At 67.7% G+C, this 16,322-nt stretch carries 13 protein-coding genes; 8 read left to right on the top strand and 5 right to left on the bottom strand.

Translation table 11 applies throughout. The features are described from left to right. A partial coding sequence (locus tag VN779_RS06560; RefSeq protein ID WP_325721172.1) for an arabinofuranosidase catalytic domain-containing protein occupies positions 1-788 on the bottom strand: 788 nt, incomplete at its 3' end. Between the two features lie 507 nt (positions 789-1,295). On the opposite strand from VN779_RS06560, the gene VN779_RS06555 reads away from it, so the two are divergent. Both VN779_RS06555 and VN779_RS06550 read left to right on the top strand, forming a co-directional pair. Beyond that, on the top strand, positions 1,296-2,777 hold the full coding sequence (locus tag VN779_RS06555) for an arabinofuranosidase catalytic domain-containing protein (protein ID WP_349260675.1): 1,482 nt from the start codon (positions 1,296-1,298) through the stop codon (positions 2,775-2,777). A 287-nt stretch (positions 2,778-3,064) separates the two neighbouring features. Continuing rightward, positions 3,065-4,249 carry a zinc-dependent alcohol dehydrogenase gene (locus VN779_RS06550; RefSeq protein ID WP_325721170.1) on the top strand — a complete coding sequence of 395 codons (1,185 nt, stop codon included), beginning with the start codon at positions 3,065-3,067 and terminating at the stop codon, positions 4,247-4,249. A 7-nt stretch (positions 4,250-4,256) separates the two neighbouring features. Here the strand turns inward: VN779_RS06550 and VN779_RS06545 are convergent, their stop codons facing one another. Then, on the bottom strand, positions 4,257-4,895 hold the full coding sequence (locus VN779_RS06545) for an alpha/beta family hydrolase (protein ID WP_325721168.1): 639 nt from the start codon (positions 4,893-4,895) through the stop codon (positions 4,257-4,259). Between the two features lie 102 nt (positions 4,896-4,997). On the opposite strand from VN779_RS06545, the gene VN779_RS06540 reads away from it, so the two are divergent. Together VN779_RS06540 and VN779_RS06535 are read left to right on the top strand one after the other, a co-directional pair. Then, the gene (locus VN779_RS06540) at positions 4,998-5,417 is read left to right on the top strand and encodes a hypothetical protein (RefSeq protein WP_325721166.1); all 420 of its coding nucleotides are present in this window, start codon (positions 4,998-5,000) and stop codon (positions 5,415-5,417) included. A gap of 255 nt (positions 5,418-5,672) precedes the next feature. Continuing rightward, positions 5,673-8,654 carry a beta-galactosidase gene (locus VN779_RS06535; RefSeq protein ID WP_325721165.1) on the top strand — a complete coding sequence of 994 codons (2,982 nt, stop codon included), beginning with the start codon at positions 5,673-5,675 and terminating at the stop codon, positions 8,652-8,654. On the opposite strand, the gene VN779_RS06530 is transcribed toward VN779_RS06535, so the two are convergent. Beyond that, on the bottom strand, positions 8,626-9,720 hold the full coding sequence (locus VN779_RS06530) for a hypothetical protein (RefSeq protein ID WP_325721163.1): 1,095 nt from the start codon (positions 9,718-9,720) through the stop codon (positions 8,626-8,628). The two genes, VN779_RS06535 and VN779_RS06530, sit on opposite strands and share 29 nt — an antisense overlap. 336 nt (positions 9,721-10,056) lie before the next feature. Here VN779_RS06530 and VN779_RS06525 point away from each other — a divergent pair, with 336 nt between their 5' ends. The 4 genes from VN779_RS06525 to VN779_RS06510 all read left to right on the top strand — a co-directional run bounded on the left by VN779_RS06525 (position 10,057) and on the right by VN779_RS06510 (position 15,109). Continuing rightward, on the top strand, positions 10,057-13,521 hold the full coding sequence (locus VN779_RS06525) for a S8 family peptidase (protein WP_325721162.1): 3,465 nt from the start codon (positions 10,057-10,059) through the stop codon (positions 13,519-13,521). Positions 13,522-13,683: 162 nt separating this feature from the next. Further along, positions 13,684-13,902, top strand: a complete 219-nt coding sequence (locus tag VN779_RS06520; protein ID WP_414639597.1) for a CopG family transcriptional regulator — start codon at positions 13,684-13,686, stop codon at positions 13,900-13,902. Then, entirely contained in the window at positions 13,883-14,227 is a 345-nt protein-coding gene (locus VN779_RS06515) for a VOC family protein (RefSeq protein WP_325721159.1), read from the top strand. Before VN779_RS06520 ends, VN779_RS06515 begins: the two co-directional genes overlap by 20 nt. Positions 14,228-14,257: 30 nt before the next feature. Beyond that, entirely contained in the window at positions 14,258-15,109 is an 852-nt protein-coding gene (locus VN779_RS06510; RefSeq protein WP_325721158.1) for a class I SAM-dependent methyltransferase, read from the top strand. 104 nt (positions 15,110-15,213) lie between these two features. Here VN779_RS06510 and VN779_RS06505 read toward each other — a convergent pair whose 3' ends face one another. Next, entirely contained in the window at positions 15,214-15,633 is a 420-nt protein-coding gene (locus VN779_RS06505) for a nitroreductase/quinone reductase family protein (protein WP_325721156.1), read from the bottom strand. A gap of 115 nt (positions 15,634-15,748) precedes the next feature. After that, entirely contained in the window at positions 15,749-16,303 is a 555-nt protein-coding gene (locus VN779_RS06500; protein WP_325721154.1) for a YceI family protein, read from the bottom strand. Positions 16,304-16,322 lie beyond the last annotated feature (19 nt).

Here is a 16,322-nt window from a genome sequence, read left to right as displayed (position 1 = left end):
CCCGCCGCGCCGCCCGCAGGGGCTTGCGTCAGGTTGTTGTTATGCCCGGACTGGTCGTAGATGACTGTGATCAGGCAGGTGGTTCCGGCACAGAACGAGTCCTGTGAGGCGGCGTCGGCGTATCCGCCGACCACACCGATGTTGCGCGTGCTGTTGTCGGAGGAACGCCGCACCTGATACAGCGAGCCGGTGTACGCCGCGTAAAGCGCTCGGGTGGTGGAGTGCGCTGCGACACACGGAGTGCCGCCGGCCGCGTAGATGTCACACGGTCCCTGGCCGGCGGGAGGCGTGGGCGAGGACGACGGGGACGCGGAAGCCGAGGGAGAGGAAGTGTTGCTCGGTGTCGGCGTGGGTGTTCCGCCGCCGCCGGTGGTTCCGGTGCAGGTCGTCCCGTTGAGCGTGAACGTGGTCGGCGTTGGGTTCGAGCCGTTCCACGCTCCGTTGAAGCCGAAGCTGGTGTTGCCGCCGGCGCCGATGGAGCCGTTGTACGAGACGTTGTTGACCGTCACGCTCCCGCCGGACTGGGTGTAGCTGCCGTTCCAGAGTTGGGTGATGGTCTGCCCGGCCCCGAACGACCAGGTCAGCGTCCAGCTGCTGATCGGGCTGCCCAGGTTGGTGATGGTGACGTTCGCGCCGAAGCCGCCGGGCCACTGCGAGCTGACCGTATAAGACACCGAACAACCGGTCGTGGCCGCCTGCGCCGTGACGGCGGCGAGAGTTCCGCCGGCGGTGACGAGTCCGGCGGCCGCGGCGACCGCCACCGCCGCGCGCCTCCGAAGAGAAAGCATCGAAACCTCCTGTGTTAGCGCTAACAGGTGCGGTCGCCGCTTACCGCCGCAGGTGGATCGGAAATGGGTTTCCCGGTGCATGGGAACCTTCGGCTCGACCGCGACGTATGACGCGGTCATCGAGCGCGACGACAGGCCGAAGTCTGCGCAACCGATTGCCTGGCCGCAACGGCATCGGATGAGGACGCTGACACGGAATGTGCCCGCATGGACACTGAGCGCATTCATCTGCTTGCTGAACAGCATCGGTGCGGCTCAGGGGCAGTGCGCCGCCGAGCCGTAACAGGCGGCTGCGATGGAAAGTTTCCGCAAAACCGGCCGCGCCGGGCCGCTCGGCGGCTGCGGAACTCTTGACACGACTTCCGGCGTGAGGCAACGTCTGCATTCCGAAACCTCTCGGACCACGCTTCAACGCCAAGGCGCTGAATCGGTCCGAAATGTTAGCGCTAACAATTTATGGGTCACGCTCAACGAAGAGCTGGGAGACGACATGAACGGCAGCGCGTCATGACGAATCGCGAATGGCGGGTGCCGCGGCCCGCGCGGCTCGCTCGGTTCGGGGCCGCAGTCGCGGTCATCGCCGGCGGCATGATCGGTTTCGCGATGACGACGGGCTCGGCGCAGGCTGCGTCGCAGGGCCCGTGTGACATCTACTCCGCAGGTGGCACGCCTTGCGTGGCCGCGCACAGCACGACCAGGGCGTTGTACGGGTCCTACAGCGGCTCGCTGTACCAGGTGCGCCGGTCCTCGGACAACGCCACGCTCAACATCAGCCCGGTCAGTGCGGGCGGGGTGGCCAACGCCGCGGCGCAGGACTCCTTCTGCTCCGGCACCACCTGTGTAATCACCGTCATTTACGACCAGTCCGGACACGGCAACAACCTGACGCAGGCTCCTGCGGGCGGCGCGGCCGGCGGCCCGGACAACCTCGCCAACGCCACCGCCGCACCCACCACCCTCAACGGCAGTAAGGCGTACGGCGTCTACGTGGCGGCCGGCACCGGCTACCGCGACGACAACACCAGCGGGATCGCGACCGGTGATCAGGCCGAGGGTGAATACGCGATCTTCGACGGCACCCACTACAACGGCGGCTGCTGCTTCGACTACGGCAACGCCGAGACGAGCAACAACGACACCGGCAACGGCCACATGGAGGCCATCTACTTCGGCAACATCAAGGTCTGGGGCTACGGCACCGGCAACGGTCCGTGGATCATGGCCGACATGGAGAACGGCCTGTACTCCGGGGTGAACGCCGGTTACAACGGCAACGATCCGACGGTCAACTACCGCTACACCACCGCGATCATCAAGGGCACCGCGAACCTGTGGTCGATCCGCGGCGGCAACTCGCAGTCCGGCGGCCTGTCCACCTTCTACAGCGGCGCGCGGCCGAACGTCTCCGGCTACAACCCGATGCACAAGGAGGGCGCGATCATCCTCGGCATCGGCGGCGACAACAGCAAGGGTTCCGCAGGCACCTTCTATGAGGGCGTCATGACCAGCGGATACCCCTCGGACGCCACCGAGAACTCGGTGCAGGCGAACATCGTCGCGGCCGGATACGGCACCGGCGGCGGCAGTGGCGGAGGCACCACCGGACCGATTCACGCGGTCGGCGCGGGCAAGTGCCTTGACGACCCGAACGGCACCACGACCGCGGGCACCCAGCAGCAGATCTACACCTGCAACGGCCTGGCCCCGCAGAACTGGACCCACACCTCCTCGGGCACCATCACCGTCACGAACAACGGCACGACGGACTGCCTGGACGCCAACGGCCAGGGCACGTCGAACGGCACGAAGGTGATCATCTGGCCCTGCAACGGCCAGGCGAACCAGCAGTGGCAGTTCAACTCGAACGGCACCATCACCGGCGTGCAGTCAGGGCTCTGCCTCGACGTGACCGGCGCGGCGACCGCCAACAACACTCCGGTCGAGCTGTGGTCCTGCAACGGCGGCAGCAACCAGCAGTGGACGCAGTGATCGATCGACGGGCCCAGTAGTACCAGGAGCAATCGCCCTGGGCCCAGCTGAACCGGCCGGGGCGGCGAACCCTCGCCTTAATGGCCGTCGCCCCGGCACCAACACAGCCTCTCGCGGCCGGTACCGCACTTACCGGCCGCGGGAGGTGTCTCGTTTTTTGACGGACGCTCTCCTTCCGATGCACGCCGTTCGTTTCGATGCACGCCGCGGGGGCACGCGCCGACAGGCGCGGGCCGACAGTGCACCTCAAAAGCGGCGCACCGGGCCCACAGCGGCGAGGAGGAGCGATGAAGGCGTTGACCTGGCACGGCCGTCGGGACGTGCGCGTCGAGACCGTGCCCGATCCGGAGATCGAGGAGCCGACCGACGTGATCGTGCAGATCACCTCGAGCGGGCTGTGCGGTTCCGACCTGCACCTCTATGAGGTGCTCGGCCCGTTCCTGAGCCAGGGCGACATACTCGGGCACGAGCCGATGGGGATCGTGCGCGAGGTCGGCGGGCAGGTCACCGGCGTTAAGCCCGGCGATCGGGTCGTCGTGCCGTTCAACGTCTCGTGCGGCACCTGCTTCATGTGCGCGCAAGGCTTGCAGTCGCAGTGCGAGACCACGCAGGTGCACGAATATGGCACCGGCGCCTCGCTCTTCGGCTACACCAGGCTCTACGGACAGATTCCCGGCGGACAGGCGGAACTGCTCCGGGTGCCCTTCGGCAACACCTTGCCGATCAAGGTGCCGGAGGGGCCACCGGACGACCGCTTCGTCTTCCTGTCCGACGTGCTGCCAACCGCGTGGCAGGCCGTCGAGTACGCGGCGGTACCGCAGGGCGGCAGCGTTGTCGTGCTCGGACTCGGCCCGATCGGGGACATGTGCGCGCGCATTGCCGCGCACCGCGGGGCGGGTCAGGTGATCGGGGTCGACCTGGTGCCCGAGCGGCTCGAGCGCGCCGCCGCCCGTGGCACCCACGTGCTGAACCTCGCCGAGCACGGCAAGGAACTGCCCGACGTGATCCGCGAGCTGACCGACGGCCGCGGCCCCGACGCCGTCATCGACGCGGTCGGCATGGAGGCGCACGGCGCGCCGATCGCCAAGCTCGCCCAGCAGGCCACCTCGCTGCTCCCGGACCGGCTCGCGGCGGCGATGATGCAGCACGTCGGCGTCGACAGGCTGGACGCGCTGCTGCTGGCGATCGACGTGGTGCGCCGCGGCGGCACGGTCTCGCTGTCCGGGGTGTATGGCGGCATGACCGACCCGCTGCCGCTGCTGACCATGTTCGACAAGCAGATCCAGCTGCGCATGGGTCAGGCGAACGTGCGGCGCTGGGTCGAGCAGATCCTGCCGCTGCTAACTGACGACGACCCGCTCGGCGTCGACTCGTTCGCGACGCATCACCTGCCGTTGAGCGAGGCGCCGCAGGCGTACGAGATGTTCCAGAAGAAGCAGGACGGCGCGGTCAAGGTGCTGTTCCAGCCCTGATTTCAACTCAAAACAAGGTACTGATCCACTCAGCAACCGCATCGACGATCGTATCGAGCACCGGTGCCTGATCCTTGCGCACTGCGAACTCGTGGTTGCCCGCGGGCAGCGCGACGAGGCGGTGGGTGCCGGGCAGCGGCGGGAATTCGGCGGCGCTGCCGAACGGATCGGTCGCGCCCTGGATGATCAGGGTCGGCAGACCGGAACCGGTCAGTTCGTCGGCGCGCGTCTTCTCCGGCTTGCCGGGCGGGTGGAGCGGAAAGGCGAGCGCGAGGACGGCGGCGGCTCCAGTCGCGGCCCCGGTTCGGCAGGCGACGCGTGCCCCCGCGCTGCGCCCGCCGACGATGAGGGGAGCGGTGCCGGAAGCGTCCTGTCGTTCGTGCAGGTGCTCAAGAACCGCGTGCCAGGCGACGTCCAGGGTCTTAGGCGCGGCCGCGATCCGCTTGCCGGCGACTCGCCAAGGCTGTTCGACCAGGACGACCTCGACTCCATGTGCTGGAAGCGCGGCGGCCAGCGCCTGAAGGTCGGCGGCCTCGATCCCACCACCCGCGCCATGGCCGAGCACGAGCTTGGCCCGCCGTGGACCCTGAGCGCCGATGCAGGTCAGCCGGGCGTCACCGGCCGGCGTCTGGACGAGCGTGGTCATGATCAAAGCATAGTGGTCACTGAGCGTAGCGGTGACCCCTGACTTGTTTCGACCGGTGTAGCCCGGTTATCCGTAATCAACCAGTACTGTGAGGTGAGGGTAATGCTGCTACTTGGACTCTTGCTGCTATGCGCGACCGGCGCCTTTACCGGGCTGCTGATCGCCTACAACACGGGCGGCGGCCCGGATTACACCGTGACGATGTTCGGCAACACCCTCGGGACGTTCAACAGCCTGGAGATCTTCATCGCCGGCCTGGCGCTGGCGCTGATCTTCTGCTTCAGCCTGTTCCTGATGTTCGGCGGCGCCGCCATGGCCCGTCGGCGCAGGGTGGCTCGGCGCGCCGAGCGCCGCGAGGCCCGCGCGGCGATGGCGGACCGTGACGCGATGGCGGCCCGGCTGGAAGAGCACGAGGGTGCCGCGGCCGAGACGGACGCGACGAGTGCTGACCTCGCCGGCGGCGACACGACCGCGACCACCACGACGCGGCGCCACCACCGGCCGCATGTCTTCGGTCACTGAGTTTCGTCGTCTTCGTCACCCGGAGCACAGCGCCACAATCTCGCCGCCGAGCGCCGCACAGGGCGCTCGGCGGCGGCGTGTGTACGCAACGCTGCGCCTCGCGCTGCTTCGTGGTGTCGCGTGGAGTTGTGTTGAGTCCTGAAGTCCGCGACGCAGACTCGATCGCACATCACCAAAGAACCCGACATTATTGACCGCAGTTCAAAATGCCGCTTCTATGAACCGCGACCCGTTCGCGAGGACCTGGAGTGCGGCATGACCCTGAATCGGCGCACATTCACCGCCCTGACCGCGGGCGCGGCCGCCGCCCTCGCGCTCCCCGCGCAGGCGGCGACCGTCGCTCCCGAGCCAGGCCGCCGCCACGTGCCGCACACGGTGACGTTCGACAAGTACTCGTTGCTCCTCGACGATCGCAGGCTTGTGCTGTGGTCGGGGGAGTTCCACCCGTTCCGGCTGCCGAGTCCTTCGCTGTGGACTGATGTGCTGCAGAAGATGCGCTCCAACGGCTACAACGCGGTCAGCATCTACGTGAACTGGAGCTACCACAGCTGCGCGCCCGGCCAGTACGACTTCACCGGCGTGCGGAATCTGGGGCGTTTCCTGGCGGTGGCCGCGCAGGTGGGGATCTTCGTGACCGTACGGCCCGGTCCCTACATCAACGCCGAGGTTGACGCCGGCGGATTCCCCGGCTGGCTGACCGCGACGACGGGTACCGCGCGCACGAACAACAGCACCTATCTCAGCTATGCCGACGAGTGGCTGACCGCCGTCAACGCCATCGTCTCGAAGCATCAGTACACGGACGGCGGCGGCACGGTCCTGCTCTACCAACTGGAAAACGAGTACTCCTCCCATCTCGGTGACGGCGTCGGCGCGGCCTACTTGGCGCATCTGTACGCGAAGGTGCGCGCGGACGGGATCACGGTCCCGTTGTTCCACAACGACAAGGGCCGCAACGGCGATTGGATACCGGGCAGCTTCAGCACCAACGGCGAATCAGGGCGTTACCTGTACGCCTTCGACGGCTATCCCTCCCCGAGCAGCACTCCGCCGGACTGGGGCTACTTCGGGCCGGGCGGGGCGAAGGGTGGTTCTACCGCGAGTCCGGACACGCCCGGATTCGAGGCCGAGTTCGGCGGTGGCTGGTTCGACCCGTGGGGCGGAGCCGAGTTCGCCGGACAGGGTTACGCAGGGGCGCGGGCGTCCCGGGACGCGGTGTACGAGCGGCGGTTCTACCTGACGAACCTGGCTAACGGAATCAAGCTGCAGAACGTGTACATGACCTTCGGTGGCACCTCGTGGGGCTGGTTGCCCGCGCCAGTCGTGTACACCTCGTACGACTATGGCGCGGCGGTCGACGAGGCGCGCAATCAGACCTCGAAGCTGGTGCCGATGAAGCAGATCGGGCTGATGCTCGAATCGGTGCCCGATCTCGCCGAGCTGGACCGTGCCGCGGACGTCACGGCTTCCAGTACTGCGATCAAGACGTACCACCTCACGAACCCGACCACCGGCGCGCACTTCTACTTCCTACGCAACGACACCGCGTCTGACCAGTCGATCACCGTACCGGTCTCAGTGAGCGGCAGTCAGGTCACTGTTCCGGCCTCGGGCGCCGGGATTCGGCTAACCGGCAAGGACATGAAGGTCGTTGCTACCGGCATCGCGGTCGGACGGCGAACGCTGCGATACACGACGGCCCAGCCGATGTACGCCGCCACCATCGGCGCCCGCGACGTCGCTTTGCTCGTCGGTCGCACCGGCGACCCGGTCGAGCTCTCGCTCGCCTTCGCCGCCGCGCCGACCGTCTCCGTGCTTTCCGGGTCGGCCACATCCTCGTACGACAGCACCGCAGGCGCATTGCGCGTGAACGCTCAGCTCTCCGGGCTGATCAGGGTACTGATCGCGCCGTCGGACGGCTCCGCGCCGCTGCTGCTGCTCCTCGCGGACGACGAGGAGTCCGCGACGTTCTGGAAGCACGACAGTTTCGCCGGACCGGTCCTCGTGCGCGGCCCGGCCTTGTTGCGCAACGCGTTCGTGATGGGGCCGGTCGCCGCCTTGAACGGAGACACGACGGCCGCGAGCGACCTGGAAGTATGGGCGCCGACCGGTATCCGCAGGCTCCTCTGGAACGGGTCCGCCATACCCACCGGTCACACGGTCTCCGGCAGCCTGTCAGCTTCCATACAACTGCCCGCGCCAGCACAGGTCACCTTGCCCGCCCTCACGAACTGGCGCTACGCACCCGAAAATCCCGAGTCGGCGCCAGGCTTCGACGATTCGGCCTGGGCCCTCGCCAACAAGACCACCTCGTTCAGCACCACGCCGGTGCCAGCCGGACAGCCCGTGCTGTTCGCGGACGACTATGGCTTCCACTACGGCGACGTCTGGTATCGGGGCTCTTACAATGCGCAGGCCGGAGCGCAAAGCGTCAGCCTCTCTTACTCATCAGGCACCCAAGGCATGCTGATGGCCTGGCTCGACGGCGTACCGCTCGGCACGCACCGACAGCCGGTACCTACTAAAGCGCAGGATTCGCAGAGCACGTGGACAGCTACCGCGACTTTCGCCGTTCCCGCGGCGCTCAGCGGTTCGGGTCCGCATGTGCTCGCGGTGCTCGTGCGGCCGATGGCGCACAGCGAGGACGGCGGCTCCAACGACGCGCACAAGGCGGCGCGCGGGCTCACCGCCGTAACGTTCACCGGTGAGACCCCGGCCCCATCCGTCACCTGGCGCATTCAGGGAGCTGACACCGCGGCGTCCGACCCGTTGCGCGGGCCGCTGAACAACGGCGGTCTCTACGGCGAGCGTTCCGGCTGGCATCTGCCCACTTTCGGCGACGGCGCGTGGCAGCGGATGAGCTTGCCGAGCGCGGACACCAGCCAGGGCGTCGGCTGGCTGCGTACAACGTTCAACCTGGCTATACCGCGGGGAGCCGATGCCTCAATCGGGCTGACGCTGACCGACGATCCGGCGCGCGCCTACCGAGTGCAGATCTTCCTCAACGGCTGGAACCTCGGCCAGTACATCAACGATGTCGGTCCGCAGCACACCTTCGTGCTGCCGAACGGGATCCTGCGCACTCGTGGTCGCAACACTCTGGCTCTCGCGGTCCTGCGCGACGGCACGACGCCGGCCGGGCCAAGCAGCGTCAGCCTCACGCTGCTCGGCCTGACCGCGGGCGGCGTACCTGTCGAAGACCTGCCGCTTACAGCCACCGGTGGAAGAAGGCACTGATCAGTGCACGCTCTGTGGCGATGGTGAGCGCGGGGTTCGCGCACCCGATGTCGGTGGTCACCGTGTCGGCCGGCAGCTTGTCAGCGAGCTGAGGAATGAGCGCTTCGGCGTCGGTGTAGGACCCGTGGCGGGTTCCGGGAAGCGTCACGTCCTGGTGCCAGCCGGTGCTGTGCCGCCACAGCGCGGCCCAGGAGGGTTCGGTCACGTGATTGGAGCCGTCGGGGCCCGCGCTGCCCAGCAGCAGGAAGGGCCGATTCAATCCGTGCTGAGCGACCGGGGATAGGTAAGTGCCGTCCGGATTCTGCGTGTACTCAAGCGTTCCGTCCATGTCGATGCCCGCCGCGATGCGCGGGTCCTGATACATCGCCTCCAGCGCGGTGAAGCCTCCGGCTGATTGACCGAACATGCCGACTCGCCGCAGGTCGATGGCACCGCTCAGGCCCGCGGGAAGTGGCTGTTGCTCGGCGTCCGGGTTGTGACCTGCGGCGAGCGCGGCGAGCTGGCCGAGCACGAATTCGGTATCGCCGACTCTGGTCTCCTCCAGCGCCCGCAGGAACTGCGGCATCGTGCCGTCCTGCTGAGCCTGCTGATACCAGGTCAGGATGTTGCTGTCGATGACGCGGTCGCCGGGGAACTCGACCGCGGCCGCCTCGTATGTCGGGTCGACGGTCACTACGACGTATCCCTCGCTGGCGAGCTGGTCGACCAGGTCGGTGCCCCAAGAACGCAGGTCGACCGCGCCGGGGGAGTACAGCACGACGGGACGCCGTCCGCCCGCGACCGGCGCACCCTCGTGCTCATGCGTGAGCGCCGCCGACCAATCAGCGGTGTTCGGCGGCACGCCATAGTTTCCGGGGCCGGCCACCGTGTTGAAGCCTGCTGCGACGCCGGGCGTCATCTGATGCGCGAGCGGGTAGCGCTGGGCGTCGCGTGCCGGATAGACGACGCTGACCATCAGCTCTCGATAGGGCTTTGGCGGATCCCAGTGTTCCGGCCGGGACCGGTCGATCAGGTGCAGATTCACGACCCCGACCTGGAAAGCGCCGGTCGGCGCCGGAAGCTTCAAGGCACCTGTGGTGCCGCTTGCACCTGAGGCTGTGGACGTGGCAGCGGCAGCGACGCTGGCACCGGAACCGATCGCGATAGTGAGTAAGGCCACGCACGTGGCGGCTATGGAAGCACGCATTGCTGATCCCCCGATGACGACAAAGCGGTCTGGACCTCTTCATCGTGGTCGGCGCGGCTATGCCCTGGCCACGGCGGCACCACGACGATCGAAGGTGGGGCTGGCACGAACTGCGCGAAAAAGCCGCGCCTCGAACGCGTCGCATCCTCCTGGCGCCGTTGGGCGTCTCTACGACTGCGGAATTCCGCACAACGGGATCGGGGAGAGGGGAAACAATTGAGCATCCTGCGAAAAGCGGGTGTGTTCTCAGTGGCGGGCGTCGTGGCTTTCGCCGCGGTGGCCGCTTCGCAGCGGGCCGCCGAGGCGGCGCCGGCGAAGGGCGGCACCAGCGTGCTGCCGGCGGGTAAATCGTGGACCGTGACGCTGGTGACCGGCGATGTCATCGGTGTCCGCACACTCGCTGGCGGCCCTCCGCTGGTCACCATCAAGCCGGGGGCGGGACGAACCGGCGTCATCTTCAGCGACTACGTCGACTCCGCCGGGCACATCAGGGTCCTGCCGCATGACGTCGCTCCGCTGATCGGGAAGGTGCTGGATCCGACACTCTTCGACGTCACCACGCTCATCAAGGACGGCGACGACGACGCGCACCGCACCGGATTGCCGCTGATCGTGCGCGGTACGTCCGGGGTGAGCGGCCACGCCGCGGCGCAGAACCTCGTCGTGCCGCTCCAGCATCGCAGCACTCTGTCGAGCATCGGTGCGGAAGGGGTCGTTGAACCGAAGGGGAGCGCGGCCCGGCTCGGAGTCAAGCTCGCGTCGATCGCGGCCGCGTCACGGCACGCGGGCCGGCTGACTCCGGCGGTGAGCGGGAACCTCGGCTATATCTGGCTGGACCGCACCATCCGGACCAGCGCCGTCCCAACCCGCACAGTCGACGCCAACACCGGATCCTCCGGCCCACTCGACCACAACCTGACCCAGATCGGGGCCCCGGCCGCCTGGTCGCGCGGTGACACCGGAACGGGAACCACCGTCGCGGTACTCGACACAGGGATCGACGACACCTTCCCCGACCTGGCGGGTCGCGTCATCGCCGAGCAGAACTTCACCGCCACCGCGGACGCCACGGACCACTTCGGCCACGGCACCTTCGTGGCCACGCAGATCGCGGGCAGCGGCGCGGCCTCCCATGGCCAGCGGCGCGGTGTGGCCTACGGTGCCAAACTGGTGATCGGCAAGGTGCTCGGCGACGACGGCTCGGGCCAGGAATCCGACATCATCGCGGGCATGCAGTGGGCTGCGACCCGGGCTCAGGTCGTCAGCATGAGCCTCGGCTCGTTCGAGCCTTCGGACGGCACCGACGCGATGTCGCTCGCCGTGAATCAGCTCACTGCCAGCGACGGGGTGCTGTTCGTCATCGCGGCCGGAAACACGGGTTCCGCGCAGCAGACAGTCGGCACGCCGGGCGCGGCGGATGACGCGCTCACGGTCGGCGCGGTGGACGGGAAAGACGCGCTCGCGCCCTTCTCCAGCCGCGGGCCGCGCCTCGGCGACTACACCATCAAGCCCGAGATCGTCGCGCCGGGCGTGAACATCGCCGGAGCGCGCGCGGCGGGTACCGCGCTGGGCGCCATCGTGGACGCGCACTACGTGATCGAATCCGGTACGTCGATGGCCACGCCCCAGGTTGCCGGCGCCGCCGCGATCCTCTACCAACTGCATCCCGGCTGGAGCCCGGCGCAGGTGAAGGCGACTCTGGTGGCCACCGCGCACGCCGCGAGCGGCGGTGACGAGTATGAACTCGGCGGCGGAAGGCTGGATATCGCCGCCGCCATCGGGGCGACCGCCACGACCGACCAGGCCGTCGCCGACCTCGGCAGCATTCCGAACGACGCTACTGCTCCCGTTGCCGACACCCTCACGCTCACCGACGTCACTAAGCACCCTGAGACCTTGCACGTCTCGGCTTCGCTCACCAACCGCGCTGGCGTTCCCGCGCCCGCTGGGGCGATCAAGGTCTCGGCGAACACCGTGCACGTCGCCGCGCAGGGCAAGGCACCGGTGACCGTCTCCGTAAATCCCGCCCTCGTCACCGATCACCCGGGCCTCTACGAGGGTCGCGTCACGATCCGCGATGGCGGCCGGACGCTGCACATCCCGGTCAGCCTTGACGTCAACGCGCCGAGGCACAATCTCACGCTCACCGCGACTGCGTTGCCCGGTACCGCATCGGGCGGTTTCTCCGCCTACGCGAACGTGACGAACGCCGAAGACTCGACGCTGTTCTCAACCTTTGTCGATCTCAGCACTGGTTCCGCGACCATTCAGGTCCCAGACGGCGACTACTGGGTGAGCGGCAATGTCGACGATGCGACGGATCTGAACCAGATCCGTTCCGCGCTGGTCGGCCAACCGGACGTGCTCGTCGGCGGCGACACGGCAGTCACACTCGACGCCGCAAAGGCTGCGCCTGTTTCAGCGTCCGTATCCGGTCGGGCCACCGAGTACGACGGCGCCGATGTGTTTACCGAGCGCGGCATCGGTGGCCAGCTGTTCGGGACAGGCATCTACTCGTTCAATCCGAGCACGCAGACCGCGCTGTTCGTTCAGCCCACCGACGCGGCCCGCACCGGCACCTTCAGGGTCTCCAGCGGCTTCCGGCTGATTGACCCGGCGAGCCCGTCCCGGTATGTGTACGACCTCTTCCACAACCTCGGCGACCGAATCCCAGATACGTTGGCGTACACCGTGACGCCGGCGGTCCAGGCGCGACTGGCAACAGTCGACGAACGCTTCTACGGTGTCGACGGCGACACCACGCCGTACGGTGAATCGCGTTATGGCCTAACGGACAGCGGATTCCTCGCGCTTCAGTTCCTCAGCACGGTGCCGGGCGGATCGACGCGCACCGATTACCTCTCGACCGAGCCGGGCATCGGTTGGAACCAGGAGGCGGCGCCGCCGATCACCCTGGACGGTCAGAAGAACACCTTCGCGTGGGTGACCGAGATCCCGGGCTTCACGCACTACGCCCCCGGCAGCAAGAGCGCCGCGGACTGGGCAAAGCAGGTCTTCCGCCCGGGACCGTACTCGGCCACGGCCCTCTCGACGAGCTTCTGCGCGCCGCAGCCCTCGACCCGCTCCCGGGCCGACATCCACGTCGAGCTGGTCGATCTCCAGGATCTGCCGGACGGCTACGACTGCCTGCAAGGCATCGGGGCGACAAGCCAGACGATGCGGCTCTACCACGGCGACAGCCTGCTCGGCGCGGTGAACAACTCGATCGGCGACTTCGCCGTGCCGGTCGGGACGGGCACGTACCGGCTGGTGTACGACGAGTCCACGGCGGCGATCCCGGTCTGCGTGCGGACGAGCACGACGTGGACGTTCCGTTCGTCGGGGCCGGTCGGGCCGAGCCTGGTCAGGCTGCCGCTACTGACGATCAACTACAACCTGCCGCTCGGACTGGACAACCACCCGGACGGCGATACTGCGATCCTGACCGCTTCGCGCGTCGCAGGGTCCGGATCGGCAGCTGTCAAGGAGTTGCGACTGTGGACGTCCACTGACGGCGGCACGACGTGGGCCGCGGCGCCGGTCCACGCGCTCGGCGGCGGACGGTATGCGGCGACATTGCCGCACGTCGCGGCTGGACAGGCGGTCTCGCTGAGAGTCCAGGCTTCGGATGCCGGCGGTAGTGCCATCGATCAGACGATCATTACGGCTTACCACGGCTAGCCAATAGGCCGGCCAGCTGCTTCGGCGGTCAGTGCCCTTCTTCGACGACACGGACAAGTGTCGTCGAAGGAGGGCACTCGGTCTTAAAGCGACAAATCTTTGGACGTGCAGTAGCCAGATAGCCAAGTAGCTTGCTAGCATGCTCGTGTGGGTAGCAGTGAAATAACCAGCAGCGCGAAGGGCGACGAAGAGGTCAAGCAGTTCAACGTGTACCTGCCGATCGGGCTGATCAAGCAGGTCAAGCACCGCGCTATCGAGGCGGAGCTGTCGCTTTCGGCGCTCGTCGCCGAGGCGCTGCGGGCTTATCTCGGTGACGCCCGCGACTCTTCGCATGAGGCGATCGACCGAAAGGGGAACTGGCATGGCGACCGAGGGAATTGACGCTGTCATCCTAGAGACGCACAACTGGGGCAAGAGCGCGAAGTTCTTCCAGTCGCTCGGCTTCGAGCTGGAGTTCGCGACCGATCACAACTCCGGGCAGCTGCGCAACGGCAGCGGCCCGTCCGTTTTCATCGTCGAGGTCCCGGAGGACCGCGAGCCTTCGCTGCAGATCGTCTTGAAGGTGACGGACGCCGACGCGTTCAAGCCCGGCCCCGGCGTCGAGGTGGTCAGCGAATTCGCGGACACCCACTACGGAACGCGGGAGATGACCGTTCGCGATCCGGATGGGCGGCTGTGGAACCTACAGGCACCGCCCAAGCAGTAAAAGCCTGGGGCTGTGAGAGCAGTGACAACCGTGGCTACTAGAGCGACACCCGACAGCACCGCGGTCCGCGTCGCGCTGTGGCGAGCGCTGCACCTGGAGGTCGACGCGCCGCCGCACGTGCTGTGCGATCCGATCGGCCTGGAACTCGCCGCTCCTGACGCGGATTGGCGGCAGCGTCCCGACATGGACCCGAAGCAGACCAGCAGTCACCGGGCGGCCATCGTCGCGCGCGCTCGCTTCGTCGAGGACCTGGTTACCGCGGCGGCCGAGTGGGGTGTCGAGCAATACGTCATCCTCGGTGCCGGCCTGGACACCTATGCTCAGCGCCGGCCGGAATCCGCCGCGAGACTCCGGGTCTTCGAGGTCGATAAGCCCGGCGCACAGGAGTGGAAGCGTCGCCGCCTGGCCGAAACGGGTCACGGCACTTCCGGTGAACTGCGCTTCGTGCCGGTCGACTTCGAAGCCGGCGAGTCTTGGTGGCAGAAGGTCTCGGCGGCCGGCTTCGACGCGCAGCGTCCGGCTGTGGTCGCGTCTACCGGCGTGAGCATGTACTTGAGCAAGGAGGCGAATATGGCGGCACTACGCAGCCTCGCCGCCCTCGCGCCCGGCTCGACGTTGGCGATGACGTTCCAGCTGCCGCAGGAATTGGTCGATGCGCAGGACCGGCCCGCGCGTGAGGCCGCCCTCAACGGCGCGAGCGCATCCGGGACACCGTTCATCAGCTTCTTCGCACCGGCCGAGATGCTGGATATGGCGCGCCAGGCCGGCTTCGCAGAGGCCGAGCACGTCTCGGGAGCGCAGCTCAACGAGCGGTATTTCGCCGACCGGACCGACGGTCTGCGGATGTCGAGCGGGGAGGACTTCCTCATCGCCACGACGTAAGCTGCGACGCAGCCGCAGCCTGACAAACATCCAGGCGGAGAACGTAGCGCACCGGGGATCGACTAGTCGCCGTTGCTTAGCGGACCGGCGATGGTTCTAGAACCCTAGTCCAGTAGTTCGAGGACGATTACCGGAATCGCGCGGTCCGTTCGCTGAGCGTAGCCGCTGTAATACTTTGACTCGCGCAGAAACCGCTCGTTCAGCTTTTCACGCTCCGCGCCAGCCGCGATGCGAGCCCTGACGCGGCGGGTACCGCCGTCGACCTCGATCACGGTCTCGGGATTGGCCCGCAGATTGTGGTACCAGCCAGGGTGATTGGGCTTGCCGCCGTTCGCCGCGACGATGACCCAGTTCGGGCCGTCCGGAATGTAGGCCAGCGGCGCCAGGTACTGCGCGCCGGACCTGGCCCCGGTGTGGTGCAGGACGAGGATCGGCACACCCTCGAGCCCGCCGCCGACCACGCCCGCGTTCGCCCGGAACTCCTCGACCACCCCGAGGTCGAAGGCCTGCTGCTCCTTGCTCATGCCACTCCCCGGCTGCGTCCGCCGCGCTGTCCGGCGAAATCATCAGTCCGCATCGTAGCCCGCGACCCCGCCGCGGTGGGCATTTCGATCTCAGAGTGCTGCGGAGCGTCGCGAGTCAGCCGGCTGACGGACCATCGAGGTCGCGGGTGATTTCAATCTCGGCCTCGACCGCGTCGCGCAGCTTGAGCGTTCCGAAGAAGGCCGAGTAGGGCTTGATGCCGTGTGCGGTCTGCGTCACCGTCGCCCGAGCCCGATACCCGCCCTGCTCCATTCGGGTGAGGGTGAGGCGCAGCGGCCGATCCACGCCGTGCAGGCTCAGCGTGCCGTCGAACGTTCCGCCATCGCCGCCCGGAGTGAACCCGGTGGAGCGGTAGACCGCGTGCGGGTGCCGCTCGGTGCCGAGCGACTTACGCGCGTTGCCGGCGATGTCGCCGCGGTCCTTGTCCGATAGCGGTTTGACGCCCCCGGTCCCTTCCAGGACACGCAGCGAGGTCAAGTCGATGCGCGCTTCGATCGCGGGGCCGCCTTCCACGCCGGGCGGCGTCGCCGTCGCCGACCAGTCGGCGAACTCCAGGACGAGGTCATGGCCGACTTGGGCGGCCAGCCCCTCGCGGTACGTGCGCAGGATGATGCGGCCGTCAGACGGGCCAAGTTGCACTGAGCCGGGCATGAGGCCCACGGTAGGCCCC

Source organism: Actinocrinis sp. (assembly GCF_035605935.1).
In the GTDB taxonomy this organism is placed as follows: domain Bacteria; phylum Actinomycetota; class Actinomycetes; order Streptomycetales; family Catenulisporaceae; genus Actinocrinis.
The sequence above is the reverse complement of the archived record's forward strand: the minus strand, read 5'-3'. Positions and strand labels throughout refer to the sequence as shown.

Bases quoted from the DNA above. Each gene is read 5' to 3' on its own strand.
- VN779_RS06555 (WP_349260675.1), top strand. From the start codon at position 1,296: ATGACGAATCGCGAATGGCGGGTGCCGCGGCCCGCGCGGCTCGCTCGG.
- VN779_RS06550 (WP_325721170.1), top strand. From the start codon at position 3,065: ATGAAGGCGTTGACCTGGCACGGCCGTCGGGACGTGCGCGTCGAGACC.
- VN779_RS06545 (WP_325721168.1), bottom strand. From the start codon at position 4,895: ATGACCACGCTCGTCCAGACGCCGGCCGGTGACGCCCGGCTGACCTGC.
- VN779_RS06540 (WP_325721166.1), top strand. From the start codon at position 4,998: ATGCTGCTACTTGGACTCTTGCTGCTATGCGCGACCGGCGCCTTTACC.
- VN779_RS06535 (WP_325721165.1), top strand. From the start codon at position 5,673: ATGACCCTGAATCGGCGCACATTCACCGCCCTGACCGCGGGCGCGGCC.
- VN779_RS06515 (WP_325721159.1), top strand. From the start codon at position 13,883: ATGGCGACCGAGGGAATTGACGCTGTCATCCTAGAGACGCACAACTGG.
- VN779_RS06505 (WP_325721156.1), bottom strand. From the start codon at position 15,633: ATGAGCAAGGAGCAGCAGGCCTTCGACCTCGGGGTGGTCGAGGAGTTC.
- VN779_RS06500 (WP_325721154.1), bottom strand. From the start codon at position 16,303: ATGCCCGGCTCAGTGCAACTTGGCCCGTCTGACGGCCGCATCATCCTG.